Source organism: Catalinimonas locisalis (assembly GCF_038039535.1).
Taxonomy (GTDB): domain Bacteria; phylum Bacteroidota; class Bacteroidia; order Cytophagales; family Cyclobacteriaceae; genus Catalinimonas.
In genome coordinates, this window is record NZ_JBBPHP010000010.1 from 91,374 (window position 1) to 116,278 (window position 24,905).

Here is a 24,905-nt window from a genome sequence, read left to right on the forward strand (position 1 = left end):
TAATAATTCTTTTGTCTTTTGCCTGCAATCTTCAGGGCCCTAGAAGAGAGGCAATAAGCTTACTGATACATGATGGTATTTTCTTTTTTCTTCATAGTGGTATGGGTTACATTAGCAATAGCTTCCAGGAGAATTTCAATATTATCAGAGGGAAATGTTCCTCTCAGGTTGATTTGTTGTGCTACCTCATCCTTAGGAAAGTGCAGTTCCAATCCGTAATTATCTTTTAACATACTACTAATCTCTTCGTAATCAGCACCTTCAAAATTGATCACCCCTTCTTTCCAACCAGTATAATTCAGCGTTTCTACAATTTTCTGACTAATTAACATTTCCCCTCTTTTAACTTCTACCAGCTCATCAGGCTGCATCAAAAGTGAATCTTTATGTTCGTCTATCTCCAGTTGTATACTTCCCTTCTCAAGTACTACCTGCGTTCTTTCATGCCTTGCCTTCACATTGAAGCGTGTTCCCAGCACTTTTATTGACAGATTGTCGGTATGAACAATAAATTTAACGGGCCTTTTATTACCTGATTCAAGTTGGTGATCCAGGTGGCTGACATCAAAAAAACCTTCTCCTTCCAACCATACCTCGCGTAGCTTTTCGTCTATATTTTGATAATGAAACTTAATGGAAGAGTTACCATTGAGGGTAACCCTGCTGCTATCAGGCAGGATATAGGTTTTTATCTCTCCATAAGCTGTTGCATACTGAACTTCTTCAGAAGACTGCTCCCTCAATTGATGATATCCCCAGACAAAAGTAACCAGTAGGACAACTGCTGCTGCTATTCCCGGCCAAAATAGCCAATGTCGCCTTTCAATGCTTTCACTATCCTTAAGAATGATTTCATCAGGATTATTTTGCGTTAGTCTGATAATACTTCTGCGTAGTGCACTTTTCTTCTCTTCCGGTAACTGATACTTTTCTTTTTTCAATCCCCAGATAATCTTCTTAGACTGTTCAAGCTCTTTTACATGTTCAGGATGCTCACTTATCCATTTTTCCCAAATCACAGCATTCTCCTGTCCATGAGATATGACCCAGGCCTGAAATGAATCGTCCATTAACAATTCGGCTACCTTATTATGTTTATCCATCAGACTTTTTCTTGAACACTATTAATAGAAGCAACTCAGAAAAAAATCTACTGTATTTTTTAAAAAAAATTTTTGGCTAGTATATCACTACAACAGAAATACAGAATAAAGCTAACATTACGAATAAATAAAGAATAGTGTGACGCCTTTCAGGTTTCATCACTTTACTCAGCTTTAGAATAGCTTCATGTAAAAGGTTGTACAGGCTCTGTTTCTTTACATTCATAATTTCAGCTATTTCATCATAGGTAAGGTTTTCAGAGTACCTGAGCATGATGGCTTCTCTCTGCTTGGGGCTTAACGTAGCGAGGGCTTTTTCAAGCTGTAATTTAAAGCTTTGCACCTGATCAGAATTTTCATCCTGCTGGAAATTGGGGACTTCGTCACAATAAACAAGCTGGGTATAATCTTCCAGATAGCTGATTCTTTTGTATTTGGAAAGTTGTCTGAGTAGTTTTTGCCGAAATGCCTTCAGGAGATATGCTTTAATGGAAGTTGGTTGGCTAAGCTTTTCTTTTTTTACCCAGATCTCGGTAAGTAAATCCTGTATCGCATCTTCTATGATTTCCGACTTGTTGGTAAACTTTCTGCCATAATTGGAAAGCAAATCTACGTGAAGGTCATAAAGCTGCACCAAAGCCTGGCCATTGCCCTGTTTCATCTGTAACCAAATTGTTTGGTTTTCTATATGATGATGTTTAGCCTGCAAAGTTTTGATTCATTTATAGTAAGAATACATCTTTTCAAGCTAATTATCAAATTTTTACATTTTTTGGCCTTACAATTAAATATTTTGTAAGCCTACTGATAAGTCCATCTAACCCATCGCTCTGTTTCTATAATTTTACTAAAAAAAATAGAGCTATGGCTTAAGTTCTTACTTTCGCCATAGCCCTTTTTATACTAATGATTACTAAAACTCCTAACTTATTTAATTATTTCTCCTTCTTTCCATTACCTCCAAGTAATCATTCAAAAATCTCTGATCATTTTCATCACTATCACCGTAATAGCTTCTCAGTTCATCAAACTTTTGGTGCATCATTTCCTGCACCTCAGCATATTCAGGGTCATCGTAAATATTGTTCATCTCATTGGGATCTTCCTGAAGATCGTACATTTCCCACTCATCAATATCATAGTAGAAATGCATCAGTTTATAGCGATCAGTAGCTACTCCATGATGACGCTTCACCATATGCACTGAAGGGTATTCGTAATAAGTGTAATATACTGCATCCCTCCACTCATCGGTTTCTCCATTTACCAGCTTACGGAAAGATTCTCCCTGCATTTCTTCAGGTGCTTCTATGCCTGCGTAATCCAGCAAGGTAGGCGCGAAGTCCAGGTTTTGTACCAGCTTATCAATCTTGGTACCTGGCTCAATTTCTTTAGGATAACGAACCAGGAGCGGTGTACGGAAAGACTGCTCGTACATGAAGCGTTTGTCAAACCAGCCATGCTCTCCCAGGTAAAAACCCTGATCAGAAGTATAAACCACGATGGTATTGTCTGCCAGTCCGTTTTCTTCTAGGTAATCCAGTACCTCACCTACTCCATCATCCACTGACTTGATCGTGCGCAGATAATCTTTGATATAACGGTTAAATTTCCAGATGGCAATCTCTTTTTCCTTTTCTTTAGCCTGATCGTTGGTAAAATTCAACTCACTTGTCGGTGCATAAGCTTTTTTGAAAGCCTCATTTTTCGGTTCATAAGCCGCATTCCATTGCTGCAGTTGTTCTTCGTTAAAGCGAGCCAGTTCCCGATCAAAACCAGTACTGTCACCATTAGGATCAACAATCATTTTAAAATCATGTCCCCATCTGGCATGACCATCCACTTCCATTTCCTGCTCTTTAGCAGCAGTACCTCTACCCTCATAGTTAGTCAAATCATCAAAATAGTTTGAGGGTGGATCAAAAGTTTTGTCATCGTACAAGGTCAGATATTCAGGAGCAGGCTTCCAGTTACGGTGAGGAGCTTTCTGGTGATACATCATCATGAAAGGCTTGTCCTGATCACGCTTGTTTTTGAGCCAGTCCAGCGCTGCATCGGTAGTAATATCAGTAACATAGCCTTCAAAACGTTGCCTTTCTCCGTCCACCAAAAAGTCTGGATTATAGTAATGCCCCTGCCCGGGCAGTACCATGGAATAATCAAAACCCTGAGGCAAGCCATCCAGGTGTATCTTTCCAATCAAAGCTGTCTGGTAACCGTTGGCCTGAAGTAACTTGGCATAATTGGGCTGATCCCAGTTGAAAGGCTGTACGTTGTCTACTTTTCCATTGATAAAGCTATGTTTACCAGTGAGCACTACTGCTCTGCTAGGGGCACAAATTGAGTTGGTGACCGTAGCCCTGGTAAAAATTGCGCCTTCCTTAGCAATTCTATCAATATTAGGGGTTTCGTTGAGGTTGTGACCATAAGCACTGATCGCCTGGTAAGCATGATCGTCACTCATGATAAAAACAATATTAGGAGGCCCCTCATTTTCTTCTGTCTGTTGAGCCTCATTGCTACAGGAAGCCGTGAATAGCCCCACAAAAAACAGAGAAGCCCAATAGAGGTAATCTTTGGTTGATTTCATAGTTTAATAAATTGTTTATCAGTCATTTATGTATTTTACTAACTCAAAACTCAGCTAAATATTCTTAGCATTCTTTATTACCTTAGATCTACTCAAGGATTAGCAATTCGTCCTGGCTCGCGCACATTTTTTCCTTCAATATTCTGCAGGTCATCACCAAGATCCTGACGAGCTTCATCAGCGATTTTTTGTAATTCAGCTACAATTTCAGGATAAGTATTCTGCACATCATAGCGCTCTCCCGGATCACGACGCAGGTCATAGAGTGCCAGCGCTGTTTGGGCCTGCCCGGTAGGTCCGTTTACACCATCCTGACCAGGTTCTAACCCTTCGTAAGTACGATGCTCATGCGGAAACACCAGCTTCCAATGGTCTCTTCTAACTGCCTCCAAAGCATTTCCCTGATAATAGTAATAGAAAATTTTGCGTGGCTTTGCGCCTTTTTCTGCTTTCATCAACGGCAATATACTCACCCCATCAATTTTCTTTTCGGGTAAATCTACCGCTAGTATGTCTGCAAAAGTAGGCAGGAAATCTATAGTAGATGCCAGTTGATTGCATACACTTCCTGCGGGAATCTGTGCAGGCCATTTCATAAGACAAGGTACACGTTGCCCACCTTCAAAGCTGGTGCCCTTTCCTTCCCGCAAGCCTCCGGTGGAACCGGCATGCTCCCCAAAGTTTAGCCAGGGGCCATTGTCGGAAGTAAAAATCACCAGGGTATTTTCTGTTAAGCCATGTTTCTCCAGTGCTTTCATGATCTCCCCGACAGACCAGTCTATTTCCATAATCACATCGCCATACAAGCCCTGCTCACTTTTCCCTTTAAACTTATCTGATACTGCCAAAGGAACATGTGGCATAGAATGCGGTACGCACAGCAGAAAAGGTTGATCTTTGTTTTTGTTGATAAATTCAACAGCACGTTCAGTGTAAATGGTAGTCAGCTCTGCCTGATCGTCCAGATCTTCTATGGTTTTGAAAACGGTATCTCCCGCCATCAAAGGAAGCTCAGGATAGCTGGCTTTTCGGGCATGGGTTTCTTCAGTCGCCAGTTGCATATCGTAGGTCCACTTCCACATATCATTAGAATAGGGTACGCCAACATAATCATCAAAGCCTTGCTGTGATGGCAAAAATGGTTTCAAATGCCCCAGATGCCACTTACCATACATCGCAGTAGCATAATTTCCTGCACGTTTTACCAATTCAGCAATGGTTTCTTCCTCAGGATTCAAACCAATTTTGGCGTGAGGATTTAAGGCTCCTCCTATGCCTACTCTGTTGGAATAACATCCGGTAAGAATCGCTGCTCTTGAAGCAGAACATACTGCCTGAGCTACTTCAAAATTAGTAAAGCGCATGCCTTCAGCAGCGAGTTTATCCAGATTGGGCGTTTGATATTGCAAAGCGCCGTAAGTTCCTAAGTCCCCATAACCCAGATCATCTGCATAGATCAGTACAATATTGGGTTGGTTATCTGAGCTTGATTGAGCTTGAAGCTGACTCAAGGAAATTAAGAAAAGTGAAAGCAATAAAAGTTGTTTGTAAAAGTTCATGCACACCAAATTTATCTAAAAAAAGGAAAGTACTGCTAAACCGCAGACTTTCCTTTTCAGTTTACCTCTTAGTAACCTGGGTTTTGTTGTAAATCTCCATTGAGGTCTACCTCCCGCTGAGGTATTGGCATCAGCACCATATAATCTTTGATATTCTGTGCAATTTCTACCTTATTGCTTTCTGCTACTGAAGCTTCATAGGCAGCATGCTCAATCATCCGTTCAATAAACCTGCCGGTGCGTACCAGGTCAAACCAGCGGTGCCCTTCCATAGCCAGTTCCAGTCTACGCTCCAGCCATACAGCTGTTCTGAAATCCTCCGCAGAAAGCCCTACATAGTTATGCTCAGTATCATTGAATGCACGTTCTCTTACCCGGTTCAGGTAAGTCAGGGCTTTTGGCGTCTGACCTATCTCATTAAGCGCTTCAGCATACATCAACAGAGCATCAGCGTAACGAATAACGTGCATATTGGCATCACTATTGGCGGGATTGTTCTCACCCTCTTCCCAATATTTGGTGAAGATCGGAATACTGGAAGTATGCACCGAGCCATCTATCAGGCTTACAAAATCAGTGGTAAAAGTGGCAGCTTTTCTCTCATCATCATCTGAAAAGCGATCATAGAGGTCACGGGTTGGAATATCGGCTTCATTAGAGTTGGTAAGCCCTAGCACACCGAAACCACCAGGCAAAGAGTATTTAGGGCCTTGGAGAATCATGGCTGAATTACCGTTGCCGGGAGGATCCATAAACTCAATGGAAAAGACCATCTCCATGCCATTTTCAGTAGATGGTTCCCAGTTGTCTCCGAAGTTATCGTGCAAAGCATAGCCATAGGTTCCTTCGTTTTCTACCACTTCTGCCAGTTTATCAGCTGCTTGCTGATATTCATGCATGGTCAGGTATACTTTTCCCAGCAAAATTTTTGCTGCCCCTTTTGTAGCTCGTCCGGTTTCAGAATCACCATAGGATATCGGCAATACGGTTTCCGCCTCCATCAGGTCCTGAATGATTTGCTCGTATATTTGTGCAGCGGGCATACGTTCACCCATAGCATCTTCCACTGTTTCAAGCTTAAGGATTAAAGGTACATCGCCATAGAAACGAACCAAGTTGAAATAATACAGAGCACGAAGAAACTTAGCTTCACCTACAAGCCTGGCCCTCAAAGTTTCATCCATATTGATATTTGGAATATTAATGATGGCCGTATTGGCTCGGGAGATTCCGGAATAGTTTCTCTGCCACATTTCGCGCGTGAACTGATTTTCTGACGTATAGCGCATATACTCCAGATTCTGCAAAAATTGATTAGGCATTCCCAATCCATTTTTCTCATCATCAGCGGGCAAAGCATTGAGTAAAAAAATATGCCTTTCGTAAATGCTGTAAAGCTGCTCATATACAGCAGCTACCGCTGCTTCTGCATCGGTACGACTGCTGTAAAAATTGTCAATAACAAAACGGTCTTCTGGTGATTCTTTCAGAAATTCTTCATTACAGGAAAATAAAAAGCCTGTTCCCAGAATTATGATGAATGATATATATATCTTTTTCATGCTTGTTGCAATTTTATTATTGTAAGTTCATCTTCACACCTAACATAAATGTCCGCGACTGTGGGTACCCTCCAAAGTCTTCACCCATCTGAAGGTTAGTTGCCCCACGGTAGCTTACTTCGGGATCATAACCAGTGTAATCGGTAAAGGTAAGTAGGTTTTGCGCGGTGGCGTAAACCTTAAGCCCGCTTAACTTATCACTTACCAGATTAGGGAAAGTATAAGCCAGGGTAAGGGTTTTCACTTTCAGGAAAGAACCATCTTCCATATACGCATCGCTAAATACCGCTGAACGATTGGTAGTAGCTACCGGATACCTGTCACTGGGGTTTTCTGGTGTCCAGCGATTGACCATATCGGCATACACATTTTGCCCTCCGGAAGGCAATTCAAGCTCCATCGCGTTGTAGTTGAAGATATCATTGCCATAGGAGTACTGCATAAAAACATTAAGCTCTACTCCTCTGTAAGAAAAGTTATTGGTGAATCCACCAAAGAAGTCCGGGTTAGGGTCACCGATCACAGTTCTGTCATAAGTGGCATTTACATTACCGTCAGGAACACCTTCAGGTCCACCAAGATCAAGGTAACGACGTCCTCCTATCCAGTTGGTAGGGCTGGTCGGACCGGCATTCAGTTCAGCCTGGTCCTGGAAAATTCCATCAAAAACATAACCGTAGAATAAACCAATAGGCTCACCAACGATCAGCCTGTGTATAGGCCCCGTCTTCAGGTGACCATCTCCTCCTCCAACGTCCTTATAATCTTCTCCACCCAGTTCCAATACCTTATTCCGGTTGAATGAAATATTAAATGCTGTTGTCCAGCTGAAATCACCACGAGTAAAGATGTCGCTCTCAATGGAAAGTTCCACGCCTTTGTTTTCTATGCTTCCGATATTTTGCAGCGAAGATGCAAAGCCTGATACATAAGGCACTGCCACATCATAGATCAGATCAGTGGTCTTTTTGTAATAGTAGTCTGCGGTAAACCTTAATCTTTCCTGAAAGAAACCAAAATCTAAACCCAGGTCAAACTGAGAGGTTTTTTCCCATTGCAGATCAGGGTTAGGGATTTTATTAGGATAGAATCCTGTAACCAGTGATCTGCCTAAGGTGTAGGTGGTGTTGGTCAAAGTTGGCAAAGACTCATACAATCCTATTTCCTGGTTACCGGTTACTCCGTAACTAGCTCTTATTTTCAGATTTGAGAAGAGGTCCAAATCCTGAATAAAATCTTCCTCAATCAATCGCCAGGCTACAGCACCTGATGGGAAAAATGCATATTTGTTATTGGCACCGAAGCGGGAAGAACCATCCACACGAGCGTTGAAGGATATCAAGTACTTTTCATTGATATTGTAATTTACTCTTCCCAGATATGATAAAAGGCTCCACTCTGTTCTGGATGACCCTGGCTGATTATAAATCGCACCGGCACCGAGTGAGTTTTCTTCCAGCACATTGTTCACAAAATCCTGAGACGAAGCTTCCAGACTTTCAAATAAATTTTGCTGAAATGTGATACCCCCCAGCACGGAAAGTGAATGTCCGGGCATAATTTCAGTATCCCAGCGTAAGGTATTTTCATTCAGCCAGTTGGTGGTATATCCTCCATTAACTGTTGCCGTGGCTACTCCGCCTGACTCAAAGATGTTGGAAGGCACAAAGGTATCAAATTTGGTATTGACCAGGTCAGTACCGAAGGACACTTTGGCAGTAAGCCCCTCAAGAAATTCCCACTCACCGTAGATATTTCCCAAGAGGCGAAGCATGGTACTTTCTCTTACCTGCTCTCTGGCAGTAGCAACCGGATTAGCCAGAATGATTCCGGGTGTGTTTACCGGGGTATACTCTCCCAAAGCTTCGTTTTGGTAAACCGGTTGTATAGGATTAAACTTCATCGCGGTGGTAACCACTCCTGCGGTTCCACCCGCATCAGTACGTACCGCATTTGAATTGGTCCTGCTCAGATTTAAGCTGGTACCAATTCTGAAATTATCCTGTAGATTACGTGAGATGTTGATCCTTCCGGAATATCTTTTGAAACCGGAATTGATGATAACCCCCTGCTGATCAAAATAATTAGCAGAAATAGAATAGTTAGTTTTCTTATCCCCTCCGGAGAATGTTAGCTGATAATTCTGGATAGGGGCTGATCTGAAAACTTCATCCTGCCAGTCGGTTCCTTCGGGATTGTTATTGATCTCTGCCAGTTGATCAGCATCATATACCGGAGCCAGCCCATCATTAGTATATGCTTCATTGACCAGGTCAGCGTACTGAGCAGCATTCATCACATCAATTTTTCTGACCACATTTTGTGTACCGTAGTAGGCATCAAAAGTGATCTGGTCTCTTCCTTCTTTCCCACTTTTGGTGGTGATGAGTACTACACCATTAGCCGCTCTGGCTCCATAAATAGCGGTAGCTGATGCATCTTTCAGGATTTCAATAGACTCAATATCAGCGGGATTAATGGTTGCGAGACCACTCATCCGGGCATTACCGCCAGTATTGCCATATCCACCTCCATTATATACCGGAAAGCCATCAATGACATAAAGAGGTTCGTTACCTCCCTGTAGCGAGCTGCTTCCCCTGATGCGGATGGAGGCTACCGCTCCCGGCATCCCTGAGGTTTGGGTGACCATCACACCTGCGGCTCTACCTACCAGGCCCTGATCAATAGAAGTGAAAGGGGCTTCCTGTATTTCTTCTGCTTTTACTGAAGATACGGCTCCTGTAAGGTTGCTTTTCTTCTGGGTGCCGTAACCTACCACCACAATTTCTTCTAATGACTGTACATCAGATGTCATGGTAACATCAATTTCGGTACGGTCACCCACAACTACTTCCTGACTAACAAAGCCAATGGAGCTAAAAACCAATACGCTTTCTGAATCCGGTACGTCTATTCTATAGTTACCATCCACATCGGTCACGGTACCGGTAGTGGTACCTTTTACCAGTACGTTAACTCCCGGAAGGCCTTGTCCATCTTCATCTGAAGTTACTTTACCGGTTACACTGATCAGCATACTGACGATTTTCTCTTCCACACTTTTCTTTTCGTTCCGCTCAAGCTTACCGACATGTATGTATTCATTGACGCGCTTAAATTTGAGGTCGGCCAGGCGGGAGATTTCTCTTAATACATCGGCCAGGGAAGTATTTCTGGCTTCAAAACTGACCGTTTGACTGAGGTCAATCAATTTTTCATTATAAGCGAAAGAAAAGCCAGTTTCGCGCTTAATTGATCGGAAGATTTCTATCAGAGTTTGATCCTCCACTTCTAGAGAGAGATAGATATCTTCTATGCTTCTTTTTTCGCGCTGGGCATGCAGATCGTTGGCTACAAGCATGCACGAGAGTACAGATTGTAAGATCAGTCCCAACAAAATATGTCGGGAAAACCTGACCAGTAGAGAGTAGTAAATTGTTTTCATTGCTTAGGTTGTCTTGAATGAATAATAAGTTAAAGAGGCTTACTATGTATTTTTTGTATTAGTAGTGGCTTAGTAAACCTTAGTGTGATGAGTTGATGCTAGCTGCTGTCGTATTTCATGGTTGATTTGTTTGATTATTGAATAATGACGGTATCTCCTTCTATGACATAGGTAAAATCGGATGAATAGCTCATGCCTTCCAGCACCACTTTCAGGCTTGGATTATTATAGCGCCCCGTAAATCCATCGGTGACCGGCATGCTTCTCTTGATGATAAAGTCCACTCCGTACCAGCGTTCCAGCTTATGGATAATGTCTTCAAATGAATCTTTCTGGAATACCAGAACTCCTTCTTTCCAGGCAAGGATTTCATCAGGATCAAAGCTGCTCACTTCAAAATCTCCACGTTTATGGTTGACTCTCACCATTTCCAGCGGATGGAGCTGGCTCATTTTACGGGCAGCACCATTGCCTTTCTTCTCTACTTCCACCAGTCCGCTTTCCACCGCTACGCTCATTTCTTCTTCAAAGGGAAAAGCCTGTACATTGAAAGAAGTACCTAACACCGTTACTTTTATATCTCCGCTGGTTACAGTAAAGGGATGCACAGTATCCCTTTTTACCTCAAAAAAAGCTTCTCCCACTAACTTTATGTCTCTGGATGTTGTAAAATCCTGCGGATATTCCAGATAGCTCTCCGCATTGAGCCTTACCTCACTCCCATCAGGTAATTGAATGATGGATTTTTGTCCACGAGGATTACTTTTTGTGATCTTTACGACTGACTTATTCTCAGCGGTGGACGTTGCTTCAGGAGATGGGTTGGTAGACTTCCATACAAAAAACAGCGTAGCGCCAAGCATCAGGAATACCACAGCAGCAGCACGAAGCCACACTTTTCCAAAGCCTTTAGACTTGTGATTTGGGATAGAATTTTCCTCTTCATGAGTTATTCCTAATTGATCTGCTATCCTTGCGTAGGTTTGCTCCTGCCCATTGACCCGGGTCACAAATTTCCCTTTGTGCCATACGTCTTCCAACCTGCGGAAAAGCAGCTCATTCTCTGAAGATGCATTGATCCAAAGCTGAAGAATTTCATCCTCTTCAGGATTGATCTCTCCGGAAAGTTTTTTGGCAATCAGTTGAAGATACAGGTTCACTTTGAAGGCTTTTTGTACAGATAGACTTCCATAAAGAAGACTACCCCCAAAAGAGAAGAGAAAAAATTTAAAAAAAATACAAAAAAGCAACTACAAAGCTAATATGAACCATTTATCAAATACTTTATTAACAAATCGGTAATTATTAGTTTGCAATGATATCCATAAGGATGAGGAGATATCCTAATGAAATATGTGATGAATCTGATTTTGAGTGTTGGTAGGTAATCAGTGTAGCTTTCAGTTTCCTGATGGCAATGCCCATTTGATTCTCTACCGTTTTAGGAGAAATTTCCAGTAAGGCCGCTACTTCCTTATAAGACATACCTTCTTCCCGAACTAATCTGAAGATCATCTCACATTTATCAGGTAAATCACTTATTGCCTCTTCAATCTTTACTGCCAGTTCTCTGGCAATCAGGATGCTCTCCGGTTCATTGTATTCAATCCGCTGGCTTTTGAGCATAGTGAGATCAGCAATTGGAAGCTGGGCTTCCTTTTTCAGATAAGTGAACGATTGGTTTTTGACGGACTGATAGAGATAGAAATCCAGTTTTTGTATCTCAGGAAGCTTCTGCCGGTTGTTCCAGAGCTTCATAAAAATATCAGAGACAAGTTCTTCACTCAATACATCTGACCTGACATAGTAGAAGGCAAGGCGATACATTTGGGGATATAGCTTATCAAAGAATAGCTTGAAAGCCTTGCTATCCCCTTGGGCAATTTTCTTTACCAGATGACTAATTTCATTTTCTTCCAATCCCTACCTTCTTTGATTAGAAAAATAAAGTAGCGCTAATATTTATTATTTGCAATCTCAAAGATACAAGTATAGGAAGGAAGATAAAAGACAGAAGTCAGGAGTCGGGAGACAGAAGTTGGAAGATGGGAGTTGGAAGTCGGAAGACTGAAGTTTTAACTTCCAGCTTCTAACTCCTAACTCTCAACTCCCCTTTCAGGCTTTCACTACTACGCCTAATACTTCCAGTTGCTGGGGCTGCTCATCCAGGGCAATGCGGGCTACTTTGATAAATTTACGATACCATTGTTCCACCACTATTCCCATCTCCTGCTTTTGCTGGGTCAGCACCTGTGCCTTTCCATGGGCCTGCTTCTGATGGGTATACAAGTTGATAATCTCACCCAATAAGGTCTGCATTGCTGTGATTTCGTTTCCGCTGATATTGTATTTTCCAGAACATCCAGGTGTGCCGGAGCGTGGTAATAGAAGTCCTTACACTGCTTCAGGCATTTGTCCAGTGCTTTTTTTCGTAGTCCATCTAATCCTAGCTCTTCCCGATATTCCGGCTGGTCCTTAAAAATAATACGACTCTGGCTCACATGCCTCATATAGGTGTGCTGCAACTCCTGTTGTGCACTGTGCAAGTTTCGGGTCGCTGCTTTAGCCCCGCGCTGTGCTTCTTCCTGCTTCTGCATAAGCTCACCAAAAGCATTGCCTAATTTTTCTCCTTCACGGAGCATCCTGGCATCATAGCCTAGCTTTGCTAACTGACGCAGAATGTCACTGTCCTGTAATGCAGTCCGGATGGCTGTCAACAGTAAATGTAATAATGTAATCTTGCTCATTGACCTCTCTTGTTAAGTTAAATATGAGGCATTTTATGCCTTTGCCGGTATTTAAATTCTGACAAAATCTCAGCAATTTTACTTTGCAATAAAATTTAAATAATACAATAATATATAAATATAATTATATAATAACCTGGGCATATTCTGCCGTTTTAGACACCCAGAAGCTGATTCCCTGGACAAAAGTTTTAGGGGCAGGGAAGCAGACTCCCTGGCCTGAAAAAAAAGTTTTAGCAGCAGGGAAGGGCTTCCCGATGTCTGAAACAAAAGTTTTAACCTTCGGTAAGCCTTTAATTGAGGTTAAAACAGTTTTTCGCAGTATAATATTCTGAAGTTTTGTCAGTAAAACTTTTGCTTTAACCACAGGGTTTTGGTCAATTAAGGGGTATTCTTTTCAACTTTTGTTAGAAAAAGCACCGAATGGTAGTATTTTTTTCGCAACAAGGGTATCCATTGCACTCAATCGCATTGCAGGTGGACGAAGATTCTTTACTTAAAGAGAGTATCATCATTGATCCCAAATCTGTATTTCCTGATAGCTGCCTGATTTCGCTTCTTCTATTGCTGACTGAATATTATGAAGCTTGCTGCGAATGCGGGGCCAGGAGGTTGATATCAAGACAAGTACTGAAAGCTGTCTGCCAGTAAGGTTCTGTTGATAGCGGAGGTTTTTATCTGTTGTGATTAGGATATGATATCCTTCTTTTTCTGCTCTACTGAGCAAATCTCAATTCTTAAGATCGCTCCATCCTTTTTCAAAAGCAGTATCCACCTTATGATTATTGAGATATTTGCGCAAGGGGACAGGCGTGCCCTGATCAAATAATACCCTCATGAATGACCATCAGTCAATGATATGACCTCATGATTTAATACCGCCTCCACTTGAGAGCGATTTACGCCCGGAAACCATTCCAAAAATTGCTCAATAGTAGCTCCATCTCTCAGGTTTTCAAAGAGAGCAGCTACCGGTACCCGGGTTCCACGAAATACCCATCTCCCGCTTACCTTATCAGGATCTTGTTCTACTGCATCTAAAGCTTCCCAGATTTTCATAAACCCTTTATATTATTGATTATCACAATATAACATTATATCTCTGGAAAGTCTATCTATCAGTCCACACTCAATCATCTTCAGCGTTCCCGAAGCGTTGGCCGCTTTCAGGTAACGCTGAGGGAAGCAAAGCATTGCCGATAAGGATGAGGGGGGAAACTGCAGTGGCTTATTTTGCCAATACTCCCTTGGACTTACGGTTCATTCTTCCCCATACTTTGAATAGTAAATATGAGGAGACAATGGAGAGTCCGGTAAAAAATAAGGCAAGCCCAAGATTGGCATACAACCACTGACCAGTAGCGAACAGCGCACTATAGACAGCGATTACACCCAGAATCATACAGACAATACCCAGGGGTACATCCCAGCCTTTTTGGTTTTGATCCAGCTCAATACCCTCCTTTTCTGCTTCTTCTACCACTTTTTTCCAGCCGGGACCTCCGGGATATACTCTTTTGTAAAAGCTTCTTAATGTCTCAGTATCTGTAGGTCGGGTCAGGAAAGTAACTACCAACCAGCCTATGGTCGTTACTCCTACTCCCAGCAAGAGCTTACCTCCTGTACTGGGCAGTTCCATTCCGGTAAAAGGATGTAAAAATTCAAGATAGAGCGCGACCAGGAAGGAAATCACCATAGCAGCCAGTTCGCTGTAGGCATTGATTCTCCACCAGAACCAGCGGAGGATGAAAATTAAACCAGTACCGGCACCTACTTGTAACAAAATATCAAAGGCCTGTAATGCATTTCTTAAAAGCAGCGCAAACAAACCGGTAACGATCAGTAAAAGCACAGTGGAAATCCTACCTACATTTACCTGTTGTTTTTCAGTGGCTTCAGGATTCACAAATCGTTTGTAAAAGTCATTGACCACATAGGAAGACCCCCAGTTGATTTGCGTAGAAATGGTGGACATAAATGCCGCGATCAAAGAAGCTACTACCAAACCCAAAAAGCCAGTGGGCAAATAGCTGAGCATGGCAGGGTAGGCAAAGTCATTTTGAATAATATCCGGATTAATATTGGGGAAAGCTTCCCTCATGCTTTCTATGGTAGGGAAAACGATCAGAGAAGCGAGGGCAACCAAAATCCAGGGCCAGGGACGCAAAGCATAGTGAGCAGCATTGAAAAACAGCGTAGCACCTACAGCCTCTTTTTCATTCTTGGCAGACAACATACGCTGGGCGATATACCCCCCACCTCCCGGTTCTGCCCCCGGATACCACACACTCCACCACTGTACCGCTATTGGAAGCACCAGTAAAGTGATTACCATATCCATATTAGAAAAATCTGGTAGGATATTGGTTTTAGGAGCCACATTCTCGTGGTTGACCAGTGTTTCCAGACTACCGATCTCTGGCAGATTCACCAAAATCATCGCGGCACCGATAGTACCTACCATGGAGATGGCAAATTGGAAAAAGTCGGTAAGCAAAATACCTTTCAGGCCACCAATTGTACTATACAATCCGGTGATACTCAATAGAACCAAAAGCGTTTGCCAGGCAGGCCAGTTGAGCATCACCGCACCAATCTTAATTACAGCGAGGGATACCGAGGCCATTACCATGATATTAAAAAACACACCCAGGTAAAGTGCACGAAATCCCCTGAGGAAAGCCGCCATTTTGCCACTGTATCTTAGTTCATAGAATTCCAGGTCGGTCGTTACATCGGAGCGGCGCCACAGTTTTGCGTAGACAAACACGGTGAGCATACCTGTGAGCAGAAAAGCCCACCATGCCCAGTTACCTGCCACACCATTCTGTCGTACAATATCGGTTACCAGGTTGGGTGTATCGCAGGAAAAGGTAGTAGCCACCATGGATACTCCCAATAACCACCAGGGCATATTTCGCCCGGAAAGGAAGTAGTCAGCGACGCTTTGGCCAGCCGTGCGTGAAGCATATAAACCAATAAGTAAAGAGATGATAAAGAAACCTATGATAATGGTCCAGTCAAGTGTGCCTAAAATCATTATATCGTTGTTGTGGTAATTTAGATTCTACAAATAAAGGTTTTTTAATTTGATATGCATCAATCAGAACTCATCTTTTCTTGTGAATGGGCGATCTGAGAAATTTTCGTTCACATCTTTATGTAGCCTTATACTTTGGATGAAGAAGCCTGGTCTTGATAATGATGAAAGGTCTGCCACACTATGTCTTGCATCTCTTCGGCTTTCTTTTCCATCCTGCTGACCAGGCGAAACTGGGCTCTGACTCGCTGCAAATTCTGCTGCTTATGTTTGATTTTGTAGTACACATCACCGGAGATGTAATCCGTTAAAAAGCGTAAGCCCATGATGAAGGTCATGTACTGAGATGAAAATGCCAGTTGATCTACTTCCAAGGTCGTGAGAAAAGGAGCAGTCTCTTGGAGATATCCCTGAGTAAATGCCCTGAAATACGACATATCCACCTCAATCTTATCTACATCCGCTTCGTCTTCCTCGGCAGTATTGACGATTGTGCGGATTGAATCCCCGAAGTCGTACCAGGCTACTCCCGGCATCACCGTATCTAGATCTATGATGCAAATTGCTTTTTGCGTTTCCTGGTCCAGTAGTACATTATTAAACTTAGTGTCGTTATGGGTAATTCTGATAGGTACATCTCCACTCCTGACTTTTTTATACAGGCTTTCCAAGCTTTCCTTTCTCTGCATGGCAAAATTGATTTCATCCGTTACGGAAGTTTTTCTACCGGCCACATCTTGTTGTATTGCTTTTTCCAGATTGCTGAACCTATACTCCATGTTATGGAAGTCGGGAATGGTTTCTTTTAAACTGCTGACATCCATGTCGCTAAGCAATAGCTGAAACATTCCGAAAGCATAACCTGCTTCATAAGCTTGCTTTTCGGAGGCAACTGTATCATAGCTGATGCTATTGGGAATAAAAGTCTGTATTCTCCAGTAATTACCCTGGTCATCTCTATAATACAGCTTTCCCTGATAGGTAGTAATGATACTTACGGTAGTAAAGATTTCTTGCTTAGCAAGGCTTAGTTTTTCTTTAAGCTCAGAAGTCACCAAATGCATATTTTGCATCAGTCCTTCTACATCTTTAAAAACTTCGTGGTTAATTCTTTGCAAAAGAAATTTATCCTGAAATCCAGCATCTTTAGAAGCCGATTCAGCTTTGTCGCTATAAATGAGATATGTATCGTTGATATGGCCGGAGCCGAATGGCTTATAAGAATAAATACCATCCCCAATGCTAAACTGGCTGATGATCTTACGGATATTATCCGCTTCGCTGCTTTTCTGACTCATATGCACGTCTACCTTTCTTTACCTGAGGACCACAACTTCTCAGGATAAACTCCCGCCTTGACCAACTCCTGAAGTTTTTGCTGGGCAATGAGCTTGTCTTCCTGATAAGTGACTCCAAACCATTTATCAGTGGTATTCAATACTTTTACTTTGGCATCCCCGGTCTTGATAATCTCATTGACCACTGTAGGCAGGTAAAATTCTTTCTTCAGTTCACCGGCATTTTCTTTGATAAAAGCTTTAAATGAAACTTCAAACTGTGCAAAAGCAGCAGGTGCAAAGCCCATAAGATTCATAGAAGCGACTTCTTCCCCGGTTAAATCTACTTCCTCTCCATCTTCCTCATAAACTACCTTTTGATCAGGCTTGATATAGATATGGGTTCTTTCAGTGACACTGCTCAGATAACCTTCTCCATCCACTTCGCAGATACCCCGTGACACATAACCATGCTCTGATAAAGTGTTACGCAAGCGGTAACCCACCAGAGCATGCTCTTCTTTTTGTATCTGGGACAAAAAAACAGCCATCAGTTGAAGTGCCTGTTGACCATAGTAGTCATCGGCATTGATCACTGCGAAAGGTTCCTGAATTTTGTCAGCGGCTACCAGCACGGCATGTCCGGTTCCCCAAGGCTTTACCCGTTCAGCAGGTACCTTAATGCCTTCCGGCACCCGGTTCAGCTCCTGCAAAACATAATCTATTTTTATTTTATCGGAGAATTTGCCGTAGAAAATCTCTTTAAATTCTGCTTCTATGGATTCGCGAATGACAAAGACTACTTTGCCAAAACCTGCCCGAATCGCATCATAAATGGAATAGTCAATGATGGTTTCACCGGAAGGGCCAAAGCGATCTATCTGCTTGAGACTACCGTAACGGCTTCCCATCCCAGCGGCCATGACTAATAATGTGGGTTTATTCATTGTGGTTTTATTCTAATTTCTTGGTGCGCTAAGTTCAGCAAAGATTATGCTTAGCACAAATAAAATCGTCCTGAGCCATTATATCTCTCCCACCTGGCCTGCCTCCAATGCAGGGATTCTAAATTTGTCTATGGCCGGAGTAGTATGTTCTTGCTTAAAGATGGCCTTTGCTTTTTCTATCAGTTCAGGATGCTGATCGGCCACATTGTTCGTTTCCTGAGGATCAGTAGCCAGATCATACAATTCAAGTGTAGGTTCTTCATTCAAATTTTGCTGAATAAATTTCCAGTCACCCATTCTGATAGCAAGCTGCCCCCCATAAGCAGGGAATTCCCAATATAAGAACTCATGATCCTGCTGCTTTGCTTCTTCTCCTTTCAGTACTGGTAAAAAGCTGATACCATCACTATCTTCGGGTGTTGCAACGCCTGCTACTTCACAGAGAGTGGGCATCACATCATAGAAAGCAGAGATATGATCTGAGGTAGTTCCGGGCTGGATTTGAGCGGGCCAGCTGGCAATCATAGGTACCCGGATGCCTCCTTCGTACACAAAACCTTTACCTCTGCCCTTTTCACTGGCGAATGGTCCGGCACTGTTAAACCAGGGTGATTCTGTTCCTCCGTTGAATGAGGGGCCATTATCGGAAGTAAAAATGATCAGCGTATTTTCGTAAAGTCCCAGGTCTTTTAACTGCTGTACCAGTTTACCTACATTTTCATCCAGATAAGATACCATAGCAGCGTAAGCTGCTTTGGGGTGCATATGAGGATAGTATGATCTTTCGCCCAGGTAAGGCTCTTCCTTACCAAACTTTTCTACATAATAGTCTACCCAACGCTGAGGAGCCTGCAAAGGCATGTGGGGAATGGGACTGGCCCAGTAAAAGAAAAAAGGCTCATCCTGATGCTGATCTACAAATTTTGTGATCTGATTGAACATCAGTTCGGGGGCATATTCGTTTAGGGTAAACTTGCTGTAAGAAGATGGATCATTAGGATCAGCACTTTCTGCCAGACCAACACTAGGAGGAACGGTATCATTGTTCAGCAGCACCCGGTGCTCATTCTCATAAAGATGCAGCGGATAATAGGTATGAGCCTGTCGCTGACAATTGTAACCAAAAAAGAAATCAAAGCCTCTGTTTGTGGGTATGGATGAGGTATTGGGTGCCCCCAGCCCCCACTTTCCAGTCATTCCTGTAGCATAGCCTGCTTCTTTGAGTAATGCTGGTAATGTGGTGGTTGTATCAGGTAAAGGACGTTGACCTTCCAGTGTGGAATCCTCAAACATGGCTACATAGTCCCAGACTTCACCTCTTTCACCCCACTCATCATTTCCCCGAATATAGGCATGTCCCATATGTTTTCCGGTGAGCAGTACACATCGGGAAGGTGCACATACCGGAGCACCGGCATAGTGCTGGGTAAATCGCATTCCATTTTCAGCGAGCGCATCAATGTTAGGCGTTTCAATCTTTTCCTGTCCATACACCCCGAGATCACCATAGCCCAGGTCGTCAGCCAGGATAAAAATGATGTTGGGTGGTTGTACTTCTTGTCCTGCAACTTCCTCTTGCTGCTTATTCTGGCAGGCATTTAAAAGAATTATTGCTAAAAAAAAGTTAAGGATGTAGCTCAAGGTAGAATTATCCATTTGCTTTGGTCAGGTTTTTTCTCAAAATAGCGAGTGTATTGTACCGATCAAAATTCAAGTAAATAATGCTACCTCATTAGCTCAAACAGAGGGCTGCGTCTCGTTAAATATGAGGGTGAAACAAGAACCTTTTCCCGGTGTGCTATCTACTGAAATTTTTGCTCCGTGGGCATGAACGATATTCTGAGTTGAGGTAAGTCCCAGTCCCATTCCACCCTTCTTACCAGTATGAAAAGCATCAAAGAGCTTCCCAACTTCTTCGGCTTCAATGCCCAATCCGTTATCACATATCTGAACTACTTGCTTGGAGCCACTTTTGGCTGTTTTAAGGGTAACTACCCCTTTTTTGGGTTCCACAGCTTCAATGGCATTGGTAATGATATTCAGAAATGCCATGCTAAGCTTCTCTTCATCCAGTGAGATATTACCCAACTCCTGATCATACAACTTCACTACCTTGATCTCCTGCAACTTCAGCCGGTCATTGGCATGTTTGAGAGCCATTTCCAGCACTTCGTTAATGGAAGTGGTTTTGAGATTTAGGTTGGAAGGTTTGGAAGACTTCAGCATCTGAGTGATCAATTGGTTGATACGCTTGGTATTTCTTTTGATAATCTCCAGATAAACTTCAAAGGTATCATCATCCAGATCATCAAAAGAGAACTGTTCCAACGCAAGGTTAATGTTTGTCAGCGGATTGCGTACCTCATGAGCAATACTCCGGGCGATATTACCTGTCATAATCAGCTTTTCTAGTTGAATCAGCTCCAACTGTACTTTTTTTCTTTCCGAGATATCTTCAATAATGCCCTGATAGCCCATCAGAAGGTTATCCGGTCCCAATAGCCGGGTTACAGAAATATTGCAGATGTGTTCCTTATTTTTTTTGTCTTTTAATAACACCTCCATATCTCGGACGTGGCCTTCGTGTTTCACTTTTGTCTGAAATGCTGCATATGCCTCATCTTTTACGAACAAGTCGCTTAAGCTGCTTTGAAGAATTTCATCTTTCTGATACCCAAAAAGAGCTATCATAGCGGGATTAGCATCTACCAGAGCCTGAGATTCATCTGTAATGAAGATAGCATTTAGAGATTGTTGAAAAAGTACTCTATATTTTTTCTCCTGTTCGTATAACTTTCTTACTGCAGTGGCATTGCTAAGCGCATACCTAATGCTTCTCTCCAGGCTTTGTGAGTCAATAGCATCTTTTACCAGATAATCAGCTGCTCCAATTTGCATGGCCTGAAAGTCAATTTCCGGCTCTCCCTGTCCGGTGAGCATAATCACCGGCTTTCCGGGTTTAAATTTTACTGCTTCTTTGAGGAGTTCCAGGCCATTTTTTTCACCAAGGCGGTAGTCAATCAGGTAGATATCAGAATTCTGGTTCTGAATAGCTTTGAGCCCTTGCTGATAGTTTGCTTCCCACCTGACAGAAAATTGATTGGTTTTAATATCAGAGAGCAAGTCTTTGACTATCACAAAATCGTCTTCATCATCATCTATTACCAAGATCTCAATTACTTCACTTAACATTGCTATCGCTTAATCTTTATCATTGGGTAAAACCACTATACCAAACCAGTAATTGCCAATGGCTTTGGCTACCTCTACAAGGTCATCAAAGGTAACAGGTTTGGTAATGAACGAGCTTATACCTAGGTCATAGGTTTTTAAAATATCTTCTTCTGCCTTGGAAGTTGTCAAAACAATAATTGGAATACGCCTCAGACTCGGATCAGCTTTTATTTCAGTAAGTGCTTCACGGCCATCTTTTTTGGGCATATTGAGATCCAACAAGATTAGTCCTGGCTTTGGTGCATTATCATCATTATACTTTCCTCTTTTCAGCAGGTAATCCATTAGTTCTTCTCCATCTTCCACAAAATGCAGATCGTTCGCCAGCTTATTCTCCATAAGCGCTTCTTTAGTAAGCATCCTGTCGTCAGGATCATCATCTGCCATCAGAATTGTGATCGTCTTTGCCTGATCGTTTCTCATCATTTATAAATGTTATTATTTATCTGTTTCGGGTAGGGTCACAATAAATGTAGCCCCTTTACCCGGTTTTGATGTTGCGGTGATGCTGCCTCCATGTATTTCAGTGATTTTTCTGCATATGGCTAAGCCAATCCCTGTACCAGCATATTCGTTTCGTCCATGCAGGCGTTGAAAAATATTGAAGATTTTATCCAGATACTTTTCATCAAAACCAATTCCATTATCCTTTACAAAAATCCTGTATACTACCTCTCCCTCTTCTTCAACTTTTTCAGCCCATATTTTAATTTCCGACGAGGTTTCTTCTTTTTTGAACTTGAGCGCATTGGTTAGTAGATTGGTAAATAACTGCTCCAAAGTGCTGGTATCTCCAAATACAGTAGGTAACTCACTTACCTCTATTTTTGCATCGTTTTCTTCAATTCTTTCTTCCAGGTTTTCAACAATATTGCTTATCAGTTCATCAAGATTTACTTCCTGAAAAGGGTCCTGAAACCTCCCTATCCGTGAATATTTCAGCAGGTCGTCTATAAGTTTCTGCATCCTGCTGGCAGCATTCTGCATTCTTTTGATATAATCCTGCGCGGTATCATCCAATTGTTCCTGATATTTGGTTTGTAATCTATCACCAAATGCTCTGATTTTTCTTAAAGGTTCCTGTAGATCGTGCGATGCTACATAGGCAAATTGCTCCAGGCTTTGGTTGGCATTTTCCAGCTCATAAATTTTATTTCTGAGCTCGTCATTAGAAAAATTAAAGATATTAATGTCTTCTGCCACAATCAGTACCGCGAATATTTTACGTTCATCGTCTTTTACAGGAATGAAATGCAAGCGGTATAGATCACCTTCATTTTCTATTTCCAGCTTCTTCATTTTTCCTTTTAGACAAGCTTTCACTACGGGTAGTATTTCTTCTTTTTCTTCACTGGAAAGTATATCAGCAAGATTTGTTTTTTCGGGAAGTGCCTCCTGATGACCAAAAGCTTTGAGTGCTGCTCCATCGGAAAGTAGCAGGTTCAACTCTTCGTCTACCAGTGCTACTTCTGCATGCGGTAGACTTTTGATCAAAGTTCTGTACAAATTTTCACTGCGGCTTTTTTCATTGATCAAAGCCATGAAGCCTGATATATCGTTAAACGTTACCAGAAGAATAGATTCGCATCTTTTGGCAATGATGTTATACCATTTATGCAGGCCTTCTTCTGTATAGTACTTTTCTGTACGAAACTCCTCCCCGCTTATAAATGCCTGCTTGTATGAGTCAAAAAGGTTGGAGTAGTTATGATCTTCATAAGTTTTAAGAATACTGGTATTCAGTAATGTTTCTCTATCTTTTCCTATAAGGTTCTCAGCAGCCCGGTTTACAAAAACGTACTTAAGATCAACGATCTCTTTTTGCTGGTCATAAATGGGAGAAAAAAGGATAATACCATCATCTGTATTATCCATAATAGTTTCTACGAGCTTGGTAGAATAGTCAAAAGTCTGATGCATAATCAGTAAGCCTCAATCAATCTATTAGTTAGAGATCTATATTATAAGATTTCATTTTATTATAAAGTGTCTTCCTGTCAATATTAAGGACATCAGCAGCTTTGGTTTTGTTATAACCAGTTTTTTCAAGCACACTGATGATTGCTTCTCTTTCAGCGATTTTAGAAACTGATTTTAAGTTTGAAGGTTCACCTTTCTCTTCCTGACTTACAGGTTCGCTTTGCTCAAAATATACCGGGGATTTGATCTCCTCAGGCAAACATTCTAATGTAATTTTATCGGTTTGTGCCAGCAAGACTGAACGTTTGACTACATTATAAAGCTCTCTTAAATTTCCATGCCAGTAGTAGTCTTTCATCTTTGCCAACACTTCAGGATCAAAATCCTTCACCTCTTTACCTAGTTCCTGATTGGCATTGTCCAGAAAGTAGCGGGCAAACACCTTGACATCGCTACTACGCTCACGAAGCGGAGCTAAATGGATCTTGAATTCGTTGAAACGGTGGTAAAGGTCTTCACGGAACTCTCCGTGTTTTACAGCTTCAGCAAGGTTTTCATTGGTCGCTACGATCAGACGCACATCAATAGGAATGTCTTTAGTCCCTCCTATTTTCTTAATTTTCCTCTCCTGAATTACCCTAAGTAATTTGACCTGATTTTCATATGACAAATTGCCTATTTCGTCCAGAAAAAGAGTCCCTCCATTAGCAGATTCAAAGCTTCCTTCCTTGTCATTGAGTGCGCCGGTAAAGGCCCCTTTTACATGACCAAAAAGTTCACTCCCTGCCAGATCTTTAGGTAGGGCACCGCAGTCAATTGCAATAAATGGAGCTGATTTTCTTTTACTGTAATTATGGATTTCGTTTGCGACAAATTCTTTACCAGTACCCGTCTCTCCCTGTATGATCACTGACATGTCTGTAGGAGCGATGAGTTTGATATGCTTCATCACCTGATTGGCCTGAGGGCTATCTCCTATGATAAATTTTTTCTGCTTGGGCTTTTTGGGTTTATTCTGATCTTTTTTGTTATTGAGCGCCTGCTCAATTGTAATAAGGATTTCATCGGGATAGAGCGGCTTAGTTACATAATCATACACGCCTAGTTTGATGGCTTTTACAGCCACTTTCACATCCGAATAACCCGTAATCACAATAAGCGCAGCCTCTGGGTTAATTACTTTGATTTTCTGAATAAGCTCCAAGCCATTTAAGTCAGGTAGTTTAAAATCACATAATACAAGATCACACTTATGCGATTTAAGTATTTCTATGGCAGATGAGCTATCAGAAGCTGTCTTGGTTTCGTAACCATTTTTGCTTAGAAACCGATCCAATAATAATCGGATGTCCTGATCATCATCAACAATAAGAATTTTTTTAGCCATTGAACAGGATAATAGTAGGTAAAAGTAGTTTTAATTTACAATAAATTGGGACAAAAAATAAAGTCCTCAAAATAAAAAAAGACCGAATCTC

At 41.9% G+C, this 24,905-nt stretch carries 20 protein-coding genes; all 20 read right to left on the reverse strand.

Going from position 1 to position 24,905, the window contains the following annotated elements; all coding sequences use genetic code 11:
* Window positions 1-59: 59 nt before the first annotated feature.
* Window positions 60-1,103 carry a FecR family protein gene (locus tag WJR50_RS14890; protein WP_341294093.1) on the reverse strand — a complete coding sequence of 348 codons (1,044 nt, stop codon included), beginning with the start codon at window positions 1,101-1,103 and terminating at the stop codon, window positions 60-62.
* Between the two features lie 76 nt (window positions 1,104-1,179).
* A complete protein-coding gene (locus WJR50_RS14895) occupies window positions 1,180-1,764 on the reverse strand; it encodes an RNA polymerase sigma factor (protein WP_341294094.1) in 585 nt (194 codons plus the stop codon).
* Window positions 1,765-2,034: 270 nt separating this feature from the next.
* Window positions 2,035-3,693: a sulfatase family protein gene (locus WJR50_RS14900; protein WP_341294095.1), complete on the reverse strand. Its 1,659-nt coding sequence runs from the start codon at window positions 3,691-3,693 to the stop codon at window positions 2,035-2,037.
* A gap of 92 nt (window positions 3,694-3,785) precedes the next feature.
* Window positions 3,786-5,252: a sulfatase family protein gene (locus WJR50_RS14905; RefSeq protein ID WP_341294096.1), complete on the reverse strand. Its 1,467-nt coding sequence runs from the start codon at window positions 5,250-5,252 to the stop codon at window positions 3,786-3,788.
* A 68-nt stretch (window positions 5,253-5,320) separates the two neighbouring features.
* Window positions 5,321-6,814: a RagB/SusD family nutrient uptake outer membrane protein gene (locus tag WJR50_RS14910; protein WP_341294097.1), complete on the reverse strand. Its 1,494-nt coding sequence runs from the start codon at window positions 6,812-6,814 to the stop codon at window positions 5,321-5,323.
* 16 nt (window positions 6,815-6,830) lie between these two features.
* The gene (locus tag WJR50_RS14915; RefSeq protein WP_341294098.1) at window positions 6,831-10,262 is read right to left on the reverse strand and encodes a TonB-dependent receptor; all 3,432 of its coding nucleotides are present in this window, start codon (window positions 10,260-10,262) and stop codon (window positions 6,831-6,833) included.
* Between the two features lie 134 nt (window positions 10,263-10,396).
* On the reverse strand, window positions 10,397-11,422 hold the full coding sequence (locus WJR50_RS14920) for a FecR family protein (protein ID WP_341294099.1): 1,026 nt from the start codon (window positions 11,420-11,422) through the stop codon (window positions 10,397-10,399).
* Window positions 11,423-11,567: 145 nt separating this feature from the next.
* Window positions 11,568-12,182: an RNA polymerase sigma-70 factor gene (locus WJR50_RS14925; protein ID WP_341294100.1), complete on the reverse strand. Its 615-nt coding sequence runs from the start codon at window positions 12,180-12,182 to the stop codon at window positions 11,568-11,570.
* A gap of 195 nt (window positions 12,183-12,377) precedes the next feature.
* Entirely contained in the window at window positions 12,378-12,512 is a 135-nt protein-coding gene (locus tag WJR50_RS14930) for a hypothetical protein (RefSeq protein WP_341294101.1), read from the reverse strand.
* Window positions 12,506-13,009 carry a PQLLE family protein gene (locus WJR50_RS14935; RefSeq protein WP_341294102.1) on the reverse strand — a complete coding sequence of 168 codons (504 nt, stop codon included), beginning with the start codon at window positions 13,007-13,009 and terminating at the stop codon, window positions 12,506-12,508. Before WJR50_RS14935 ends, WJR50_RS14930 begins: the two co-directional genes overlap by 7 nt.
* 511 nt (window positions 13,010-13,520) lie before the next feature.
* On the reverse strand, window positions 13,521-13,736 hold the full coding sequence (locus WJR50_RS14940) for a hypothetical protein (protein ID WP_341294103.1): 216 nt from the start codon (window positions 13,734-13,736) through the stop codon (window positions 13,521-13,523).
* A 107-nt stretch (window positions 13,737-13,843) separates the two neighbouring features.
* Window positions 13,844-14,068, reverse strand: coding sequence for a DUF433 domain-containing protein (locus tag WJR50_RS14945; RefSeq protein WP_341294104.1), 225 nt, complete (start codon window positions 14,066-14,068; stop codon window positions 13,844-13,846).
* Window positions 14,069-14,237: 169 nt separating this feature from the next.
* Window positions 14,238-16,049, reverse strand: coding sequence for a sodium:solute symporter family protein (locus tag WJR50_RS14950; protein WP_341294105.1), 1,812 nt, complete (start codon window positions 16,047-16,049; stop codon window positions 14,238-14,240).
* Between the two features lie 128 nt (window positions 16,050-16,177).
* The gene (locus tag WJR50_RS14955; RefSeq protein ID WP_341294106.1) at window positions 16,178-17,347 is read right to left on the reverse strand and encodes a phosphotransferase enzyme family protein; all 1,170 of its coding nucleotides are present in this window, start codon (window positions 17,345-17,347) and stop codon (window positions 16,178-16,180) included.
* Between the two features lie 8 nt (window positions 17,348-17,355).
* Entirely contained in the window at window positions 17,356-18,273 is a 918-nt protein-coding gene (locus WJR50_RS14960) for a nucleotidyltransferase family protein (protein ID WP_341294107.1), read from the reverse strand.
* 78 nt (window positions 18,274-18,351) lie between these two features.
* Window positions 18,352-19,929 (reverse strand): arylsulfatase, encoded by a 1,578-nt coding sequence (locus tag WJR50_RS14965; RefSeq protein WP_341294108.1) that lies wholly within the window; start codon window positions 19,927-19,929, stop codon window positions 18,352-18,354.
* Between the two features lie 81 nt (window positions 19,930-20,010).
* Complete coding sequence (locus WJR50_RS14970; RefSeq protein ID WP_341294109.1) at window positions 20,011-21,465, reverse strand: hybrid sensor histidine kinase/response regulator; 1,455 nt, start codon at window positions 21,463-21,465, stop codon at window positions 20,011-20,013.
* A gap of 9 nt (window positions 21,466-21,474) precedes the next feature.
* Window positions 21,475-21,933 (reverse strand): response regulator, encoded by a 459-nt coding sequence (locus WJR50_RS14975; protein ID WP_445223467.1) that lies wholly within the window; start codon window positions 21,931-21,933, stop codon window positions 21,475-21,477.
* 12 nt (window positions 21,934-21,945) lie between these two features.
* Complete coding sequence (locus WJR50_RS14980) at window positions 21,946-23,427, reverse strand: ATP-binding protein (protein WP_341294110.1); 1,482 nt, start codon at window positions 23,425-23,427, stop codon at window positions 21,946-21,948.
* A 28-nt stretch (window positions 23,428-23,455) separates the two neighbouring features.
* Window positions 23,456-24,814: a sigma-54-dependent transcriptional regulator gene (locus tag WJR50_RS14985; RefSeq protein ID WP_341294111.1), complete on the reverse strand. Its 1,359-nt coding sequence runs from the start codon at window positions 24,812-24,814 to the stop codon at window positions 23,456-23,458.
* Window positions 24,815-24,905 lie beyond the last annotated feature (91 nt).

What these genes read in the sequence shown, in the direction of transcription:
- WJR50_RS14900 (WP_341294095.1), bottom strand. Translation starts at nt 3,693, where the DNA reads ATGAAATCAACCAAAGATTACCTCTATTGGGCTTCTCTGTTTTTTGTG.
- WJR50_RS14950 (WP_341294105.1), bottom strand. Translation starts at nt 16,049, where the DNA reads ATGATTTTAGGCACACTTGACTGGACCATTATCATAGGTTTCTTTATC.
- WJR50_RS14970 (WP_341294109.1), bottom strand. Translation starts at nt 21,465, where the DNA reads ATGTTAAGTGAAGTAATTGAGATCTTGGTAATAGATGATGATGAAGAC.
- WJR50_RS14965 (WP_341294108.1), bottom strand. Translation starts at nt 19,929, where the DNA reads ATGGATAATTCTACCTTGAGCTACATCCTTAACTTTTTTTTAGCAATA.
- WJR50_RS14980 (WP_341294110.1), bottom strand. Translation starts at nt 23,427, where the DNA reads ATGCATCAGACTTTTGACTATTCTACCAAGCTCGTAGAAACTATTATG.
- WJR50_RS14975 (WP_445223467.1), bottom strand. Translation starts at nt 21,933, where the DNA reads ATGATGAGAAACGATCAGGCAAAGACGATCACAATTCTGATGGCAGAT.
- WJR50_RS14960 (WP_341294107.1), bottom strand. Translation starts at nt 18,273, where the DNA reads ATGAATAAACCCACATTATTAGTCATGGCCGCTGGGATGGGAAGCCGT.
- WJR50_RS14895 (WP_341294094.1), bottom strand. Translation starts at nt 1,764, where the DNA reads ATGAAACAGGGCAATGGCCAGGCTTTGGTGCAGCTTTATGACCTTCAC.
- WJR50_RS14985 (WP_341294111.1), bottom strand. Translation starts at nt 24,814, where the DNA reads ATGGCTAAAAAAATTCTTATTGTTGATGATGATCAGGACATCCGATTA.
- WJR50_RS14955 (WP_341294106.1), bottom strand. Translation starts at nt 17,347, where the DNA reads ATGAGTCAGAAAAGCAGCGAAGCGGATAATATCCGTAAGATCATCAGC.
- WJR50_RS14910 (WP_341294097.1), bottom strand. Translation starts at nt 6,814, where the DNA reads ATGAAAAAGATATATATATCATTCATCATAATTCTGGGAACAGGCTTT.
- WJR50_RS14890 (WP_341294093.1), bottom strand. Translation starts at nt 1,103, where the DNA reads ATGGATAAACATAATAAGGTAGCCGAATTGTTAATGGACGATTCATTT.
- WJR50_RS14915 (WP_341294098.1), bottom strand. Translation starts at nt 10,262, where the DNA reads ATGAAAACAATTTACTACTCTCTACTGGTCAGGTTTTCCCGACATATT.
- WJR50_RS14945 (WP_341294104.1), bottom strand. Translation starts at nt 14,068, where the DNA reads ATGAAAATCTGGGAAGCTTTAGATGCAGTAGAACAAGATCCTGATAAG.
- WJR50_RS14905 (WP_341294096.1), bottom strand. Translation starts at nt 5,252, where the DNA reads ATGAACTTTTACAAACAACTTTTATTGCTTTCACTTTTCTTAATTTCC.
- WJR50_RS14935 (WP_341294102.1), bottom strand. Translation starts at nt 13,009, where the DNA reads ATGAGCAAGATTACATTATTACATTTACTGTTGACAGCCATCCGGACT.